19 protein-coding genes are annotated in these 18035 nt (G+C 35.1%); 14 read left to right on the top strand and 5 right to left on the bottom strand.

Features of this window, described 5'->3' with window-relative positions; all coding sequences use genetic code 11:
- Positions 1 to 220 precede the first annotated feature (220 nt).
- The gene (locus QF042_RS08530; protein ID WP_307527232.1) at positions 221 to 1057 is read left to right on the top strand and encodes an NYN domain-containing protein; all 837 of its coding nucleotides are present in this window, start codon (positions 221 to 223) and stop codon (positions 1055 to 1057) included.
- 147 nt (positions 1058 to 1204) lie between these two features.
- Here QF042_RS08530 and QF042_RS08525 read toward each other — a convergent pair whose 3' ends face one another.
- The gene (locus QF042_RS08525) at positions 1205 to 1609 is read right to left on the bottom strand and encodes an EVE domain-containing protein (protein ID WP_307527230.1); all 405 of its coding nucleotides are present in this window, start codon (positions 1607 to 1609) and stop codon (positions 1205 to 1207) included.
- A gap of 156 nt (positions 1610 to 1765) precedes the next feature.
- Between QF042_RS08525 and QF042_RS08520 the strand changes: the two genes are divergently transcribed.
- Complete coding sequence (locus QF042_RS08520; RefSeq protein ID WP_307527228.1) at positions 1766 to 2266, top strand: DUF2004 domain-containing protein; 501 nt, start codon at positions 1766 to 1768, stop codon at positions 2264 to 2266.
- Between the two features lie 204 nt (positions 2267 to 2470).
- Here QF042_RS08520 and QF042_RS08515 read toward each other — a convergent pair whose 3' ends face one another.
- On the bottom strand, positions 2471 to 2938 hold the full coding sequence (locus QF042_RS08515) for a hypothetical protein (protein WP_307527227.1): 468 nt from the start codon (positions 2936 to 2938) through the stop codon (positions 2471 to 2473).
- 168 nt (positions 2939 to 3106) lie between these two features.
- Here QF042_RS08515 and QF042_RS08510 point away from each other — a divergent pair, with 168 nt between their 5' ends.
- The 11 genes from QF042_RS08510 (at position 3107) to QF042_RS08460 (ending at position 14459) form a co-directional block, all read left to right on the top strand.
- Positions 3107 to 3418, top strand: coding sequence for a hypothetical protein (locus tag QF042_RS08510; RefSeq protein ID WP_307527225.1), 312 nt, complete (start codon positions 3107 to 3109; stop codon positions 3416 to 3418).
- Between the two features lie 174 nt (positions 3419 to 3592).
- Entirely contained in the window at positions 3593 to 3736 is a 144-nt protein-coding gene (locus QF042_RS08505) for a hypothetical protein (protein WP_307527223.1), read from the top strand.
- A 394-nt stretch (positions 3737 to 4130) separates the two neighbouring features.
- On the top strand, positions 4131 to 5123 hold the full coding sequence (locus QF042_RS08500; protein ID WP_307527221.1) for a DUF4062 domain-containing protein: 993 nt from the start codon (positions 4131 to 4133) through the stop codon (positions 5121 to 5123).
- 89 nt (positions 5124 to 5212) lie between these two features.
- Positions 5213 to 6262 (top strand): CBS domain-containing protein, encoded by a 1050-nt coding sequence (locus QF042_RS08495; RefSeq protein ID WP_307527219.1) that lies wholly within the window; start codon positions 5213 to 5215, stop codon positions 6260 to 6262.
- 72 nt (positions 6263 to 6334) lie between these two features.
- Positions 6335 to 7156: a hypothetical protein gene (locus tag QF042_RS08490; RefSeq protein WP_307527217.1), complete on the top strand. Its 822-nt coding sequence runs from the start codon at positions 6335 to 6337 to the stop codon at positions 7154 to 7156.
- A gap of 24 nt (positions 7157 to 7180) precedes the next feature.
- Complete coding sequence (locus tag QF042_RS08485) at positions 7181 to 9241, top strand: hypothetical protein (RefSeq protein ID WP_307527214.1); 2061 nt, start codon at positions 7181 to 7183, stop codon at positions 9239 to 9241.
- A 121-nt stretch (positions 9242 to 9362) separates the two neighbouring features.
- Entirely contained in the window at positions 9363 to 10184 is an 822-nt protein-coding gene (locus tag QF042_RS08480; protein WP_307527213.1) for a phospholipase D-like domain-containing protein, read from the top strand.
- A 64-nt stretch (positions 10185 to 10248) separates the two neighbouring features.
- A complete protein-coding gene (locus tag QF042_RS08475) occupies positions 10249 to 11442 on the top strand; it encodes a PD-(D/E)XK nuclease family protein (protein WP_307527211.1) in 1194 nt (397 codons plus the stop codon).
- Entirely contained in the window at positions 11435 to 12088 is a 654-nt protein-coding gene (locus QF042_RS08470; RefSeq protein WP_307527209.1) for a hypothetical protein, read from the top strand. Before QF042_RS08475 ends, QF042_RS08470 begins: the two co-directional genes overlap by 8 nt.
- A 418-nt stretch (positions 12089 to 12506) precedes the next feature.
- Positions 12507 to 13529, top strand: a complete 1023-nt coding sequence (locus QF042_RS08465) for a hypothetical protein (RefSeq protein WP_307527207.1) — start codon at positions 12507 to 12509, stop codon at positions 13527 to 13529.
- 339 nt (positions 13530 to 13868) lie between these two features.
- Positions 13869 to 14459 carry a hypothetical protein gene (locus QF042_RS08460; protein WP_307527205.1) on the top strand — a complete coding sequence of 197 codons (591 nt, stop codon included), beginning with the start codon at positions 13869 to 13871 and terminating at the stop codon, positions 14457 to 14459.
- 16 nt (positions 14460 to 14475) lie between these two features.
- On the opposite strand, the gene QF042_RS08455 is transcribed toward QF042_RS08460, so the two are convergent.
- Positions 14476 to 14886 carry a hypothetical protein gene (locus tag QF042_RS08455; RefSeq protein WP_307527203.1) on the bottom strand — a complete coding sequence of 137 codons (411 nt, stop codon included), beginning with the start codon at positions 14884 to 14886 and terminating at the stop codon, positions 14476 to 14478.
- Positions 14887 to 15110: 224 nt separating this feature from the next.
- Between QF042_RS08455 and QF042_RS08450 the strand changes: the two genes are divergently transcribed.
- Positions 15111 to 15647, top strand: coding sequence for a hypothetical protein (locus QF042_RS08450; RefSeq protein WP_307527201.1), 537 nt, complete (start codon positions 15111 to 15113; stop codon positions 15645 to 15647).
- Positions 15648 to 15977: 330 nt separating this feature from the next.
- Here the strand turns inward: QF042_RS08450 and QF042_RS08445 are convergent, their stop codons facing one another.
- Together QF042_RS08445 and QF042_RS08440 are read right to left on the bottom strand one after the other, a co-directional pair.
- Positions 15978 to 16193 carry a hypothetical protein gene (locus tag QF042_RS08445; protein WP_307527199.1) on the bottom strand — a complete coding sequence of 72 codons (216 nt, stop codon included), beginning with the start codon at positions 16191 to 16193 and terminating at the stop codon, positions 15978 to 15980.
- A gap of 419 nt (positions 16194 to 16612) precedes the next feature.
- Positions 16613 to 18031 (bottom strand): heavy metal translocating P-type ATPase, encoded by a 1419-nt coding sequence (locus QF042_RS08440; protein ID WP_307527197.1) that lies wholly within the window; start codon positions 18029 to 18031, stop codon positions 16613 to 16615.
- Positions 18032 to 18035: the final 4 nt, after the last annotated feature.

The raw sequence follows: 18035 nt of genomic DNA, 5'->3' as shown, positions 1-18035 counted from the left end.
GAAAGACCGTCCGGATATTTACATTGCCATCCGGACGGTCTTTGAACAAATTATATACTTTACACTTACCGGGATCTTGCGCCACATGGATTTTCGAAGTTCAGCTGCGGGCTTTCCGGTTCTATTAAAAAACTTCATCATAGAAAATTTAATAAATAAAATCACCAACTTTACCCTTGCTGGATTTTATATCCATCTTAACCCATCTTTATAAACCAAAATGGATAAAGACCTGAAACTTGCCGTACTCATAGACGCAGACAACGTACCTTATGCCCATGTAAAGGAAATGTTCGAAGAAATTGCCAAATACGGCACCCCAACCTTCAAACGGATATATGCCGACTGGACCAGACCAACCGTTTCCGGCTGGAAGAAGGTACTGCTCGACCATGCCATCACACCCATCCAGCAATACAGCTACTCGAGCGGCAAAAATTCCAGCGACAGCGCACTGATTATCGATGCGATGGACATCCTGTATACCGGCAAGGTAGACGGTTTTTGCATCGTCTCCAGCGACAGCGACTTTACCAGACTGGCCACCAGGCTCCGTGAAGCAGGCATGAAAGTAATCGGGATTGGTGAAAAGAAAACACTTAAACCATTTATCACCGCCTGCGATAAATTTATCTATATTGAGATCCTGAGCCCGAGTGCCCCGGCTGAAGATACGGCACTACCAGAGGCCGAGTCGGCAGCACCCTTAACAAAAGCACAGCCATTGAGCAAAGTGGATAGCGGCATCATCAAACTCTTTACAGACAGTATCAGCGACCTTGCAGACGAATCTGGCTGGGCCTATCTTGGTGACCTGGGCAGTTTGATGATGAAAAAGAAACCTGATTTTGATGCCAGGAACTATGGTTATCCCAAATTACTGCCGCTGATTAAAAGCATAACAGGCCTGGAAATAGACGAGCGGGAAAGCGGCAAGGGCAATGTAAAACACATCTATATCAGAAAACAATTGCAGTCGGCTGCAAAGAGCATAAACAGGAACAAAACGCCGAAAGGAAAACCGAACAAAAATAACCAGAAACAGCACCGGATATAAAAGCAGTTATTTTGCAATAATCCAGCCTGAATATTTCTGCAGTCTCAGGCTACTACTACGCTATCCTGAGGGTCTTGACCACCGTACCGAAATACTTCAGGGCCGGCAGAATATGGATTAAACCGTCAACTGAAAACTGCCCACTGATCAGCTTCCCATTTCTAAAATCTTATCAAATTCTTCTGCTTTTAATGGCATTACCGATAAACGTCCTTGTCTAACCAATGAAATATCAACCAGACTGGGTTCAGCCTTGATTTGTTCAAGCGAAACCGGGTTTTTCAGGCCTTCTACAGGCGATAAATCAACCACTACCCAGTTGGCATCATCAGTAGTTGGGTCCTGGTAAAACTCCCTCACTACTTTTGCAATGCCCACTACGTTTTTACCTTCGTTACTATGATAAAAAAGCACCAAATCTCCCTCTTTCATGGCTTTCAGGTTATTCCGGGCCTGGTAATTACGCACACCATCCCAAAAGGTACGGCCATCCTGATTAAATTTTTCCCAACTGTATTTAAAAGGCTCTGATTTTACTAACCAATGATTCATCTTCTTCTTTATTTAAGGCCCAAAACTAACAAAACAGAACGGATTAGAAAACAGGTTGGAAAGAATGAGTTTTCAAAATATTAAAAATTGATTAGTTTTTCGGAATATCATTTTCAATGAAATTTAATATCTTGTGGATACAAATTAATAACAAAAATGGCAGAATACGCTTTACCATATTTCGGAAACTTACCGACAGAAAATTTAGAAGAATATTATGATGTTGATATTGAATTAAATGGAAATGAAATTCAAGTAGACCTTAACTTTGAAAACCAGACGGTTGACATATTAATACTGGACAAAGTAAAAAATTTCATTGAAAAATTAGAAAAATTTGACAAGCTGAATAAGACATATATTCTCAATGACTATAATGATGAAGATGGCGACACAGTAAAATTTTACATAGAACACCATCTTGAGGAAGTTGATAAAGAAGAACTTACAAAACTTGTAAACTTTGACGACACGATAACAGAACCTGAACAGCAACTTTTGTCAAAATTGAAATTAGTTAGAGTTGGTCTTTATCCTGATAATGAAGATAACTTCGCCATTTTTGACTACTCAATTGGAAAAGATATAACAAATTATTTGGTAGTAATAAATACTGATGAGAACGGACAACTGGACTATATGACAATGGAAAGCTAAATACTACTGTCACCATCCATTACTAGCGCAAGTCTTCGCGTTTAAGCTAGTGGGCTGAATGACTTGCGCTTAGCAGAGATTTAATTGACGGATTTATCAAGCACACGTCAGGCCAATACTTTGGCCAGGGGCACTAAGACTTGCGCTAGAAAGGGGCTTAAGTAAGAGGAATGCCTTCTATGGTATTGGTTTAGAATATGAGCTTTAAATTTTACGGATCTCTTTAGACAATGGTGGTGGCCCTAAAATTACCTCAACTCTATTTTCAGGTGTGGGAAGTGGAAGTTTAGCGAGCAGCGTTATTCCAAACGATAGATGACTATCATTAGCGTGAATGACCATGCCTATCAGTGTACATTTTTCATCATCAAGACGCAAAATATCTGCTGAAGGCTCAAATTCTTCAAAGATGGTTTCAAATGCTAAAGTCTCCTTTGCATATTCAATACAGTCGTAATAAATTGTTCTATCTGTCATTTTGTATTGAACTTTCGTTACGATACCTCCCTCTTCAGTTAAAATAAAAGCTTTGCCATGAGTCTGATAAAGAATTAAGTTTTCCACTTTTTGATTGAAACTAAACCCGAGCGCAATGAGAAGTTCATGAGCACTATTCACTGAAATATTATATAAATCCCAAATCTGTTGTGGCCTAATCATCATTTTGTTCATATTTAAAGTTAAACATTTGGATTAAGAAGTATACACAGAATTCTAAATCCATTCCGCTCTCCAAATGGTGGCTTAAGCGGAGAAAGAAATAGTTTAGTCTTTATGTAGTACTGTGGATTCTATATTATTATTTTATGAAGGATACAATGTGCCTCTTTTTCGTTATCATTGGATTCTAAATTAACTCTAATAGAAATTACAGGTTACACAGTCGGTGAGGTTTTAGGCGGTACCGCAGTTACTGGTACATTTATATTCTTTATTATCAAAGGGTTTATAAATCCAAAGGCCAGTTGGCTTCCTATTTACACTATTACCTTTATTGCGCTGTTTATTCTATGGTATCTCAGCAGCCCAGTAGCTTTATACGATAATATATTGTTTAATGCTTTTAACGCAATACTTTTCTTAAGTGGTATCGCCGGATGTGTAAAGTACTATTGGGAGATGTGGAAGAGAAAAAAACAGCTGCAATCCTAACCAATCATTATCATGGGACATAAAAAAGTCTGCCTAAACTGTAAAAAGGCATTTAGCATATATACTAACGAATCGAAAGAGATTAATCTTACTTGTCCGGAATGCCAATCAAAAATGGTACTCGTTTCACACAGATTTAGACCTCCAAAGCAAACGGATACTAAACAATGGGATTTGGCAAAATATTTAATCACCCATGGTTTTCCTTATCAACACATCCATGAAAACTATCAATATGTTCAATATCCAACAACTATGGAAGAGGCCAGGGAATTTGTATTAAAATTTAAAACACAAGCTTATATCATTAAGGAATAACCATTGCTACTTTAATCTCACAATACTTGAGCAAATCTTATGGGTTGGATGTTAATAGCTATCTTAGTAATGCTATCTAAAGCACAAGTCAGGCCAATGCTTAAAGCAATCGCACTAAGACTCGCGCTAGAATAAGGAGTAACCATATTTTGCTAAACATATCGTTGCACCGTTCTGGGAACTTTACTGCAACGACCTTCGTTCCATACGCATACTTATATATGAGTATTTACGGGTTTCCATATCTGTCTTTGTTTTTTCTTTATAACTTAGTGAACTAAATTATCTCATCATACTATATGCTACTAACTATAAGTCAATCCGCAATAATTTCTGAGTCAAAAGTGGATATTTAATTAATACTACACCCACATATAAAATTATTGACAAAAAAATGCCCGTTAAAAAAAATACAACTCGTAAAACCGTTTTTATATCATCTACTTTCGTTGACCTTAAAGGAGAGAGAAAAAAAGTTTGGGACTCACTTGAAAATTTTGATGTAACCATTAAAGGAATGGAGCAGTTTGGCGCAAGAAAGACTACCCCATTAGCAACTTGTATTTCAGAAGTTGAGCAATCCGATATTTATGTTGGGATTATCGGAATGAGATATGGAAATGAAGAGCCAAATACAGGAAAATCATATTCACAATTAGAGTATGAGAAAGCTGTTGAACAAAATAAAGAAATTCTGATTTACCTTATTGACGAGGAAAACTCGAATGTTACTCCTACCTTAATCCAGTTTGACAAAATCCAAAAACTCAATAACTTTAAAGCAATTCTCAAAGCCAAACACACCATTGACACATTTTCAAATCCACAAGATCTTATAACTAAACTTCAAAGGAAATTTAAAGAATTATTGACGCCAAAAATAACAGCAATAATAGAAGATGAGTACGACAATACCAAAAAAGTAATTGATCTATTCTTCCTTGTCCCAGCTGCTTACTCAGGGCGAGAAATAAAGTTGAAATTAAAGTTTGTTGGAAACCCTCAGCCTGTATCAAAAGCAATATGTCAAAGCTTCAATTTTGAATTCGGGAAGACTGTTGTTTGTAAAGTAGAAGTTGTTCACCCAAAGTTTAAGTTTCAAAATTTCAGGCACATTTTTATTGAATTTGAGCCGTTTCAAAATTTCATCACCCTCGATTTGTCTCATGAGTATGAAATTTTTGCTAAAGTATTATTTAAAGATGAGAAGGTAAAAAATCTTACAACTGATTTTAAGGATAAATTGGAGCGTATCTATAATGACCGGTTTAATTATGATCCGAGTTATGACTATGATCCAAGTGATGATGACGAATACTACGATGTTATAAAAGAGGGCGATGGTCAAATCGCTCTTAATTTAACGAGCATTTCAAGTAAGATATAAGTTTTTGATTTTTGGAAAAAATTTAACGGTTAGTTTAGTAATATTAACTCTACTTTACATTCAAGTTTAAAACTTGATTAATTTATGAAATGGTTCCTGAAAAATTAAAAGAAGTTAAAAGAAAACTAGACAGTGGAGAAAAAGTGGAGCCAATAACCGTTCGAGACTTTCTTTATTGGTTCTGGCAATCGCAAAGAAGAGGATGGTGGGTTGTCAAACAAATGCGGGCTGCTTTAATTAAACAAGAGCTAGAAACTTACCCTGATTTCAATAGTGTCTATATTGACGCTTTGATTCAGTTCAAAAAAATTGAAACTCAAATAAATAAAAATTTAAAAGTTGATGAGCCTGAACCTGAAAATATCGCAAATAACTCATCTGACGAGGTTTTAAATTTTGATGATCCAACATACAGAATTTCAAGGTTGGAAGCAGCAAATAAACAGTTAATTTTTGTTAAACCAGATAGCAACCTTTCTGAAGCTATAACACTAATGATGACTCATGATTTTTCACAAATACCTGTAATGCAGCAGCCGAAGAGGGGACTAAAAGGGGTTATTAGTTGGAGATCAATAGGTCAAAAGTTAGCTGTTGGAAAATCATCGACGATTGTTAGAGATTTAATGGAGCCTAATTTTCAACTAATATCAGAAGAAACTTCCCTTTTCAAAGCTCTACCTATTATTATTGAACATGACTACATTTTGGTGCAGAACAAATCAGAAGAGATATGTGGCATTGTCACAGCCAGTGATTTGAGTCTACAATTCAAACAACTTACTGAGCCTTTTCTTCTTGTGGCTGAAATTGAAAATCATCTAAGACAAATATTAATAAATCTTACGAGGGATGAACTCGAAACAGGAAAGGATACAAAAGATGAAGATAGGAAAGTTGAATCGATCGCAGATCTTACATTTGGTGAATACTTAAGATTGTGCCAAAATCCAGAAATATGGATCAAATTAAAGTTATCGATTGATAGAAGAATTTTTTGTGTAGAATTAGATAAAATTAGAATAATCCGAAATAACATTATGCATTTTGATCCTGATGGATTAGAGGATGAAAGCACAGAAACTTTAAGAAATTTTGTAAGATTACTCCAAACGCTAAGAAGTCTAAATGTTTTTTAGTAAAGTTAGACGATAAAGATTGATTTTACCTTAATCAGATTGGAAATTTTATATCAATAGACAGACATTAAAATGGAGAACGTTGAATTTTTATTAGCCTGGACTGAAGATTTAAAGAAAGAGATCGAAACGTTGAATTTTGATGCAGATGACATAAGAAAGGATTTCTTCAAACTTTTTTACGATTCTACCTATAGCTATTATCTAGGCTATGTTTCATATGCTTTGTCATCGTCCATAATCAAAGGGGATGTTGTTTTTAAAGAAAATTTATCTCCATTCAAAGTGCATTTAGATAGACTAATTGAGATTTCGCAGCTGCCAATATTAACAAAAAGCTATAAGAATGCTCTCAATAGAAACTTGAACATTGAAACATGGTCGATTTTTGAATTGTGTGTTACTACATTTTGTAACGCATTGTCCAATGAAGAAGAATTAAACAAGTTGCTAAGATATAATTTTAATGATATTTTAAAAATTCTGAATAAGAGCACAATTGATGATAATAACCTTGAAAAGTTGAAGCAAAAACTCATTGTTGAACACCTTAGTCACGTTCCAATTCAGAGAAAAGTCGATTTCTTATTTAAGAAAGGAAAGCATTATTATCGGGATTCAAAAAAGGACAGAGAATTTTTAGTTTTTTATGGAAAACTTAGGAATACCTTGCATAGTAATTATATTTATCATGGCAATGAATATGAATACAAATTTGGCGAGGCCCACTTTCTTTTTAATAAAGGAAAGCTAGTAAAATGGACTGATCCTTTCGCACCGTCTCCAAAACTTTATATTTACTTAAGTGCCCAATTAAAAGAGATTTGGAAAACCTTAGTTCTTTCCATAAAACATGGGAAAAAAATTGAGTATCCAGATCTAGATCAAAATTAGACTAGTATTAAAACACATCACATTATGGAAGAAATTTTACCAGAATTGCATACTAATATTTCCGGAAAAATAAGAAATACAAAACTTCCGAAAACTAAATCATTATGGCCCTTATTCGAGACTATTAGCAATTCAATACACGCTATTCAGGATAAAGATATAGCCAATGGTAAAATTTCAATTAATATATCTAGGCAAGGTAATGATGAACTACTTGCCGAAAGCGAAAAAGTCGACATTTATCCAATAACAGATATTGAAGTTATTGATAACGGTATTGGACTGAATATTGAAAACTTCAAATCCTTTTTGACCGCCGAATCAGAACATAAAATTGAAAGAGGGGCAAAGGGAATTGGAAGATTCGTGTGTCTTAAAGCTTTTAAAAGTTTGATATTTAAAAGCAGCTTTAAAAATGAATTAACAAACGAGAACCAAATCAGAGAATTTACTTTTAAGCCTATTGACAAGGGCATCTTCGAGCATAAAGTTAATTTATCATCAAGTGTCAAAACCGGAACATCGGTCACTTTAAAAAATTTCATAGCTGATTATCAAGATACCTGTCCAAAAACTCTGTACGATATTGGGGAAAAAATCATAGATCATTTTTTAGTGTACTACCTTAACCAAAAAGCTCCACGAATTGATATTACAGAAAAAATAAATGGCACTAAAATAGACTTAAACAGCATATTCAATACCTCTTTTAAAGCCGCTATTAAAGCAAGTAAATTTGAGTTATATGGAAATGAATTTCAAATACATTTGCTTAGGCTGTATGATGTAAAAAAAGGTCATAGGATACATTATTGTGGCAATGATAGAGTCGTGAGGGAAGAAAAATTAGTGAAATACATTCCAGACTTAGGGAATTCTATAATGGAAGAGGCGAATATTTATTTTACATACCAAGTTTACATCACGAGCAAATTTTTAGACGACAATGTGGATAACGAACGGACTGATTTCGATTTCCCAGATAACTTAGAAGATACTGATTTGCAAAATCTAGTTAATGATTTACCAAATCTTGATCGAATAAGACAAAAGGCTATACTGAGTTTAGAGGATATATTGAAAGAATATTTAGGAAACGTACGGGAACAGAAGTATGAAAAATACAGTCAGCATATAATTGCTGATGCACCACAATATAAAACACTATTAAAATATAAACCTGAAGTGGTTCGCAATATGAATCCCAATTTATCGGGAAACAGATTAAATATAGAATTATATAAGGTGCAATCGGATTTGGAGATTGAGATCAAAGAATTAGGTGAGAAAATTCTAAATACAAATTCTGTAAATGATTTGGATGAATACAAAATGCTTTATGATGATTTTATTGAAAAGTTTAATGACATAGGTAAAGCAAATCTTGCAAAATATATTGTTCATCGAAAATCCGTAATAGAACTTTTAGATAAATTTCTTGGTGTTGATGACAATGATGAATTTCTAACTGAAGATACAATTCATAAGATTTTCTTTCCATTGAAAAGCGAATCCGATGAAATCACCTTCGAGCAACAAAATTTATGGCTGATTGATGAAAGATTATCTTATCACTCATACTTATCATCCGATAAGTCTTTCAAAGAAACAAAGATATTAACAGGATCAGAAAGCCTTGATAGACCAGATTTGTTAATATTTAATGAAAGTTTCGCGTTTGTAAATGATGAAGCGCCCCATAATTCATTTGTAATTGTTGAATTTAAACGACCAGAAAGAAAAGATTACCACACGAGAAATAAAAAGAAAAACCCTATAGATCAAGTCATTTCATACATAGGAACAATAAGAGATAATACAGCCACTGACAGAAAGGGTAAAATTATTCAAGTCGATAAAGATCGAACCCCATTTTACGCTTATGTAATCTGTGACTTTAATAATAATCTAACTAACATACTAGATGAACGTAATTATACCCAAACCCCCGATGGACAAGGATACTTTTACTTTCACTCGAAGTATAATGCTTATATCGAAGTTATTTCCTATGCAAAGCTATTAAAGGACGCTAAAGCTAGGAATAGACTGTTATTTGATAAACTTGGGCTACCTAGCCATTAACTAAATAATATGAGCACTACTATCAAAAAATAATTGTTGCTTTGAATAGAACAGCAGAGATAATGATTGAAATAGATAAGGTCATGGCAATCTAAATAATCTTAAATAATTAACGACTCAAATGATTAAATTTTTAGATGGCGATGCGATTAGCGCTAAAATAATTCAAACAATAAAAGAAGCAGATGTTTATTTAACTCTAGTTTCTCCATATATTAAGCTAACCAATAAAATCAAATCAGAACTTACTTACTTAGGAAAGAATAAACCAGAGGTTGAAATCGAGGTTGTGTTTGGAAAGAATGACAAAACCCCAAATAAGAGCCTAAGCAATGAAGATTTTGAGTTTCTTAAGACATTGCAGAATATCCGTATCAGTTATGTTAAAGAACTGCATGCTAAGATTTACTGTTCTGAGGATCGATTGATGTTGACCTCATTAAACTTACACGAATTTTCTCAAGCCTATAATTTTGAAGCAGCATTTGTAATTGAGAAACCATCATCTATTTTAGCTGCCCTAAACAACTCAAAAACTGAATTAGCTTGGAATGAAGCTTTAGAATTTGTTGATAAAGTAATTGAAAGCTCAACACCAGTTTACCACAAAGGAAAAGTATACGAAACTTCGTGGCTTGGGTTTTTTACCAAATTAGTTGAGGAATACGATGAAGATAATTCGGAAACATTTTTCAAAAAGCCTATGACTACTAAAGATTCTATACACTTAGGATTTTGTATAAGGACTGGAGTAAACATACCATTCAATCTTAAAGCTCCATATTCCGATACTGCATACAAATCATGGAAGCGATATGGCAATGAAAACTATAAAGAAAAATATTGCCATTATTCAGGGGAAATAAGTGACGGTGAAACTTCTTTAAAATCACCAATCTTAAAAAAGAATTGGAAAGAAGCCAAAATGAAATTTAACTTCTAACATTCTATGACAGTTTATATTCAAGGGTAATACAATTTATTTTAGTGTCCTATAATTTTTAAATATGCAAATACTAAAAGACTGGCGTCAAGTAATCGAGCAACAAGCAAAGGAAACTAAATCTTACTTGCTAAATGCAAAAGAAACTGCAAGAAATTATGAGCATTCTTCCCGAACCAAGTCAGAAATTGGATTTAATGTTTTCACTATTTCATCCGACTTATATTACCGTGAAAATTTTCATAGCGACATTATTAAGGCCTTCTTAGATCCAAACGAAAAACATGGAGAAGGCAATAAGTTTCTAAATGCATTCATTCATCTATTAAATAAATGCAATCCTCAACGAAATCTAAATCCATCTGATTTTGAAAACTCAAGAGTGTCAAGAGAAGAGAATAACATCGATATACTCATTTCGGATTCAAATAGTGGCAAGGCTATTCTAATTGAAAACAAAATATATAATGCAATAGATCAGCAGAGACAAATACCGAGATATTTTGAAATCGTGTCTGAAAATTACAGCGTTGAGGCAATTGTCTATCTAACATTAACTTCATCGAAATATTTAAATCAGAATGACTGGACGAATGACGAAATCGAAAATATTAATCCTCTGATATATTTCGTGCCGTCCTATAATCTAGGAAGCACAAATTTATTTGATAATTGGATAGTCCCATCAATAATCGAATGCAATAATTCCGAAAGTCTTTTTATACTACGCCAGTACGGCAACTTAATTAAGTTTTTAAATACAAACTCTATGGACACTATTACACTAGAAAAATTTTACCTAACACTAAAGGAAAGTGATAATCTACGAACATCGCTCTCAGTAAGGAACATGCTGAATGATCTTCCAGAATATTTAGCAATCAGAATTGAAGGAAAATATAAGGGAAAATGCTATCCTTTTAAAAGTATATGGAGGTATAAAAGTCGCGATGCAGTGTTTGAAGCTTTTGAGTTGGAAAATTTATACCTTAAAATGGATATTTGGTGCAGTGAAAAAGGCTACAAGGTTCACTTTTGGAATTCTAAAGATGAGCATTATGATATTAAGGTAAATCTCCCTTTTGTATTATCATTGAAGGATTTTAATTACGAAGGGGACAATAAATCTAATGTTGAAAAACATTTTGGCTTTAATGAAGAAGAATTACTTTTCGAGTTTATCGATAATTTATTACTAGAGTTAAAAGAGTTTAAGAATCAACCGGTTTCTAATTTGGTTATTGAAAAGCATGATTAGCTTATACGCAGGTTTAATCAAGGAGCTTCCAGTTCGAGACATCTTTTTCTCTACAAAAAGATCAACATGGGTTAAAGCAGAAAAGGAAATTCCTTGGTTAAAATTATTAAATGATGACGTTTTCGGTTTGGATTATACATTGAGTATTTCAAGGAGCGATATTTTTAGGAGCATATCAAACGTAAGAAAAAGAATAATTTTAACTATATACTGGGGCTATCCACAAGGGATGCGAGGTAAGCATTTCATAAATATCCTTAAGTCAATAGAAATTATTGAAGAATCCATTTCTACCATGAGAAACATAGAGAGCCCAACAACAGATGACCATTGGGTACTGATGGATAGGCTCAAGAGTGTAAAAGGTTTAGCATTATCTACGATCAGCAAACTACTGTACTTTTTTGAAATAAAAATAAACGGGCATGAATGCCAGATTTTAGATCTTCGGCTAATTGATGCATTGTCAAGTAAAAGCTTTTCTCAATATGAAAATCTTTTACCCATAAGCTATGGAGCTACTGCAGAGAAAAAATATCCCTTGTTTTTGGAACTTACTACATCAATTGCGAATAAGTTGGAATGCAAACCTGAAAACATAGAAATGTTTCTGTTCACATTTGGAAAAAATCTAAAAAGTAATTAGGACACTTTTTATTGTGGTTATAGTATAAAATTTAGGGTCCTTTTATCAAGATAAAAATAGCTTATGGAAGATACCGGCTTTTAAAAGAGTTAGCAAGTGGGTTTTCAACACAGGCTAAGCAATCAAATTCAGTATTGGTTTTTTTATGTTAACATCTATAATTTTAGTTGCCAATCTCGTTAAAGCAAAAAATAATATATAAATTTTATCTACTGATGTTCCAAGAAAACCTATAGGGTAAGCCCACTGCAATATTTTCATTGATTATACTATGTCCTTTTAAATATAAATTTAACGGATATAAAAGAAATATTGATTTTTCTAAGTCTCAGTTTATCAACGATGACTGCCTTTGGTCAAAGTTCATCGGAATCACCAGTTCAAACTATTCTTCATAAATATTTAAAACTTATATAGAATGCACATTAGTAGACAAGTAAGAGCAATAGACATAAAATCGACGATCCTGGATACGACAAAAACTTCTATCTCAGTATCCAACTTTCTAACAAAGGAAATCTATATAACAACAACTACGGAAAAAGTTGCCATACTTTCTTGGAAATGGGATATTTCATCCAATAATGAATCTAAAAACCTTCTATTAGCTCTTGTTTATTCGCAGGAAATTGGGATAGAATATTTGCTTGTTGACTTGGTTTCAGTTGATCAGAATTTAAATTCATTCGAACTGATGGAAGAAGTTATAGCTTTTTCAAACCTATATAAAGTACTGCCAGTGATAGCAACGTACGATTGGGAATGCGAAAATTGGTTATGGACAATGAGACGCCCATGGATTTGTTACGAAATCCATAATTATACTAAGAATTCAAATACCATCACATATCTCGGACATACAAAAGGTCAAGGTTGCGAAGATAGTTTTGGGTTTGCTCATATGATTAATCGTATAGCGAATTCCACGTTTGCTCAAACTATCTTATATTTATTACTCGACAAGGTTAAAATTACAAAACTTGATGACTTAAAGTATCTGTTACCAAATTATTCTAGAATATTAGAAGCTGCATACGAGAAACTGAGTCAAAATGATTATATTCTAACTGCGGTCATACTTGCACAAAATGATATTTCAGACAAGGAAGAGCATTATCCATATATAAAATATCGAGTCAATGGCGATCAGGATATCCTATATCTTACTTTTTCTAATTATTCATTCTTGGAGGAGGGAAGCTCTACCCATAGGTTAAGATATTCGATTATGTTAGGTGATACAAAGGTTGCGACATGGCATAATTATGAAAATAATGCTGGTGATTCAAGATTGTTTCTAGAACCTGTTGCAGGGATCAAAAAAATAATTTCAAAATTTCTAAATATTGACGCGAGTATTGATGATTGTACGCAATTATCAATTAAAAGCTATGACACTAAAACACCTAAGTTCGAAACCAAATTTTTCAAATTATGCTAATGCCGCTTCATAACATAACTTTGGTTAAAGAGTTGGATCTAATATTTTGCGTTAAATATTTGAGTACCTCTAATATAATTAATCATTAAGCAAATTTAAGCTTGTAATCTCAATACGCTTAAAGGATCTACGGCATAAACCCTCACGTGGCAATCGCACAACCTATTTATATCCGTTCCTCCTTTGCTTAGTTGATCTTAAAGCTTGCCATCGTACCATAATTAATTTAAATCTTATGGTACAAGAACAAAACCCATTTAAGGTGGCTGAAGTTGAAGTAAGCTACAAATCAAACTACAACATTACAGAACGACCAAAAATTACAGCACTCAAGATGTAATGGAATGGTGTGAGTTTTTAACACAGAATCAAACAGCTTTCAAAGAGTTACATTTTGGGACAAGAATGCCTCAGGAACTTTTTGATGCGGTTTGTAATCAAAAGCAATTAAAGCGCCTTGAGATTAAGTGGGGCAGTTATAAAGATATTTCTGCAATTGAAGGATTAACCCATATCGAATTATTACATATTGGTTCCGGAGCAGGTGTTGAATCGATAAAACCTTTAACAAAACTTAAAAACTTGATAGGTTTATCGGTCGAAAACTTTCAAAAAATAACTAACTATGATGACCTTTCAAATCTATCGACACTCGAAAGTTTGAGCATTGAAGGTGATGGCTTCGGACCGCAATACATTAAAATTGAGCAAATAGATTTCTTAAATAACATGCCTCAACTCAAGTTCTTCCGCCTTTTAACAGAAAGACTTCAAAGCAAAGACTATAGCCCAATTTTATCACTAAAAAACATAGTGCACCTTTCTTTAAGTGGAAATAAGCAAGTTAGGACACTTTATGATGAGATCTTCGAATTACCTAAGTTAAAATGGGGAATGATCAAAACCAGGCCTGAATTGTATAAGAACTAAAAAGTGAACAATTCATTTAGACTGCAAAGTCTGAACTATCACCTGCAAGGTCTAAACTGTCGACTGCAACCTCTGAACTATTAACTGCAACGCCTGAACTATCAACTGCAACGTCTGAACTATTGACTGCAACGCCTGAACTGTCGACTGCAACGTCTGAACTACCGACTGCAAGGTCTGAACTATCGACTGCAACGTCTGAACTATCGACTGCAACGTCTGAACTGTCGACTGCAACGTCTGAACTATCGACTGCAACGTCTGAACTGTCGACTGCAACGTCTGAACTGTCGACTGCAACGTCTGAACTGTCGACTGCAACGTCTGAACTGTCGACTGCAACGTCTGAACTGTCGACTGCAACGTCTGAACTGTCGACTGCAACGTCTGAACTGTCGACTGCAAGTATAAAACCGCCTTCATTCATGCATTATTTGAGCAACAATATTTTGTTGATTGATTTATTATATTTATCTTGCCTATGCTAAATGATAATTAACATATTTTACTAATCTTAACAAGAGAAGCAATTAAGTAAGCAATTCAATTTTTAACAATATTCCTGAGACGAGCGGTAGTCCCGCATCTATATTTTCTCTGTAAAGAGTTAATTGTCGTTTAGCAGCGTCTCAGGATCTTTTTATCAATGTTATGCTAAACGACAATTGTAAAAACCCAAACACACAGCTCCCAAATCAGGTAGCAGCTGTAACAGAATTCCGGAAACTGATTGAAGCCTATTTCGATATGATTAGTTTATCGGATGTGAATCAACTCCTTACCGAAATGCTTAGCGCCTGTACCGGCCCCGATCCACGTGCAGGCAAACACAAACCCATTACCATTGCCAACGCCCTTTACGATGTAAACCATATCATCAAGCTATTTACCAAAACGAAACCTCTGGCCAATGATGATGCTTTTCAGCAATATGCCCAAAACCAGGCTTATCAATTGCAAGCCGTTTGCCATTTTGATATAGAACACCTATCAGAACTATTATATTATGGCTTAAATACCTACATCTTTCAGGAAGAAGGTTATGAGGGTGCAAGCCTGAATTTTTCTGCCGAAATTACCGCTGCATATAAAATGATTTATGATTGGTTTACCGATTGCAATGCCTGGTGTAATGCTGTTGAGTGTAATGAATGTAAGGAAACTATCGGTTTAGCAGCTACACTATAACCGTTCAAATTTTAATTGGCCATTTGCCTTATTCAGCTATGAGGGAAAACTCCCCTCCTAATTTAGGAGGGGTGCCCAAAGGGCGGGGTGGTTAATCGCTTCGAAAAGATCTTCATTCCGACCATTACCAGCGCAAGTCTTGGTGTTAAGCCCAGTGAGCCGGGTGACTTGTGCTTTAGCCAGAAGTTTAATTGAGGAATTTACTTTAAAGCACAAGTCGGGTCTTTAATTTTGACCAGGGCCGCGAAGACTTGCGCTAGATGTGGTTGTACAGGGTAGTTTTGGTCTTATTTTTGGCCCGCAAGTGTTCAATGAAGATTCCTGTATCAATTACCATTCTTCCGCCTTGAAGTTAGAAAAAGCAGTCTTGGCATGTTCGAGTGTTTCCAAGTCCTTTTCATCCCAGGTGGACACTTTTTTTAGCTTTTCCCTGTAGGATGAAGAAGGGGTTGTTGCTGCACCCTGAATAAGCACGCCCATACCTTTAAGAATCTGTTTTACAAGGTCGCTTTTCTCATCGGGAATACTGATGGTCAACTTTTCCATATTTAAATTTAATAATTTCCTGCAACAAATAGATCAAAGCATTGCATTTTTACTTTGTAAGAATAAGTGATTCGGTTTGCTAGATGAATTCACCAAACCATTACCAGCGCAAGTCTTAGTGCTTAGGCCTCTGGGCCGGGTGACTTGTGCTTTAGCCAGAAGTTTAATTGAGGGATTTATTTTAAGGCAAAGGCTTCGGCTTTTAATTTGGCCGGGTGATACTAAGGCTTGAGTTAGACTTGGTCGCCCCAGACTTGAATTGCAATAGTCTACTAGAGTTTTTTTTACTGTCAGATTTTTTTTTTAGAGAAGCATTAATTTAGATCTTAACACGTTTCATGAGACGCTCCCATCAATACTCTTCATATTGGTCTTTTGCTGATGATTATCGTAACAAATAATGAGTAATTGCCAAAAAATTAAGCTTTAACTTTTAAGAAGCTTGCATTAACCGCTACCACGACCGTACTCACTGTCATCAATATAGCACCTGCGGCAGGGCTTAATAAAACACCTTGATGGTACAGTACACCTGCTGCCAATGGAAGTGCAAATACATTATACCCTGTAGCCCACACCAAATTCTGTATCATTTTCCGATAAGTTGCTTTGCCGAAAAGAATCAGGTTAACCACGTCTTTAGGATTACTGTTTACCAACACGATACCCGCTGTTTCTGCTGCAATATCGCTACCCGAACCAACAGCAATTCCTACATCCGCTATTGCCAGTGCAGGGGCATCATTTACACCATCACCTGTCATGGCTACAAATTCACCTTTGCTTTGCAACTCCTTAATTTTTTCTAATTTCTGGTGTGGCAATACCTCAGCAATAAAACTATCCATACTTAAAGCTTTGCTAACGCTTGCGGCTACTTTGCCATTATCTCCAGTAAGAAGTATCGACTTAATATTGTTCTCTTTCAATGTTTTGATAGCTTCCACGGATTCTGGTCGTATCTCATCAGACAGTGCAAGGTAACCTGCCAATACATCATCTATCAATAAAAACACGACAGTCTCGGTATCGTTGGCCTTAAAACCTTGTGGGATTGTTATCTTGTTTTCCTTAAGATAGCCAGGACTTACGACTGCTACTTTTTTACCTTCCACGTTTGCCTCAACGCCCTTACCGGTAATTGCATTGAAATTTTCTGTGTTTGGAATTTTGATAGAGAGTTCTTTTGCCTTTTGAAGAATTCCAGTTGCGATTGGGTGCTCAGATTGTTGCTCTAAAGCTGATGAAAGGCGGATGATTTCCTTGTCATCGATAGTTTTTTGCAAAGATACGATTTTTGAAACCTCGAATTTCCCCACGGTTAGCGTGCCAGTTTTATCAAATACGATGGTGGTTATCTTCCTGGAATTTTCAAATGCCGTTCTATTCTTGATCAGCAGGCCATTCTTAGCAGACAAAGCGGTTGATTTGGCAACTATCAATGGCACGGCCAGACCCAAAGCATGTGGGCAGCAGATCACAATTACCGTTACCATCCGCTCCATGGCAAAGGCCAAGGTCTGTCCTGCTAAATACCAGTATAAAAATGTACCAATGCCAGAAACAAGGGCGATAACGGTTAACCACCTTGCTGCCTTATCTGCCAACAGTTGCGTTCGCGATTTCGATTTCTGCGCATCATTAACCAGTTTGATCACCTGCGAGAGATAGGAATCCTTTGCGGAATGTGATACGGTAACCTTAATGGATCCGTTTCCATTGATAGCGCCTGCAATTACCTTATCGCCTTTTACTTTTTGTACCGGCTTGGATTCTCCGGTAAGCATAGATTCGTTCAGATAACTTTCACCATCCAAGATTATTCCATCGGCAGCCACCTTT

The organism is Pedobacter sp. W3I1, from assembly GCF_030816015.1.
GTDB lineage: Bacteria > Bacteroidota > Bacteroidia > Sphingobacteriales > Sphingobacteriaceae > Pedobacter.
The sequence above is the reverse complement of the archived record's forward strand: the minus strand, read 5'-3'. Positions and strand labels throughout refer to the sequence as shown.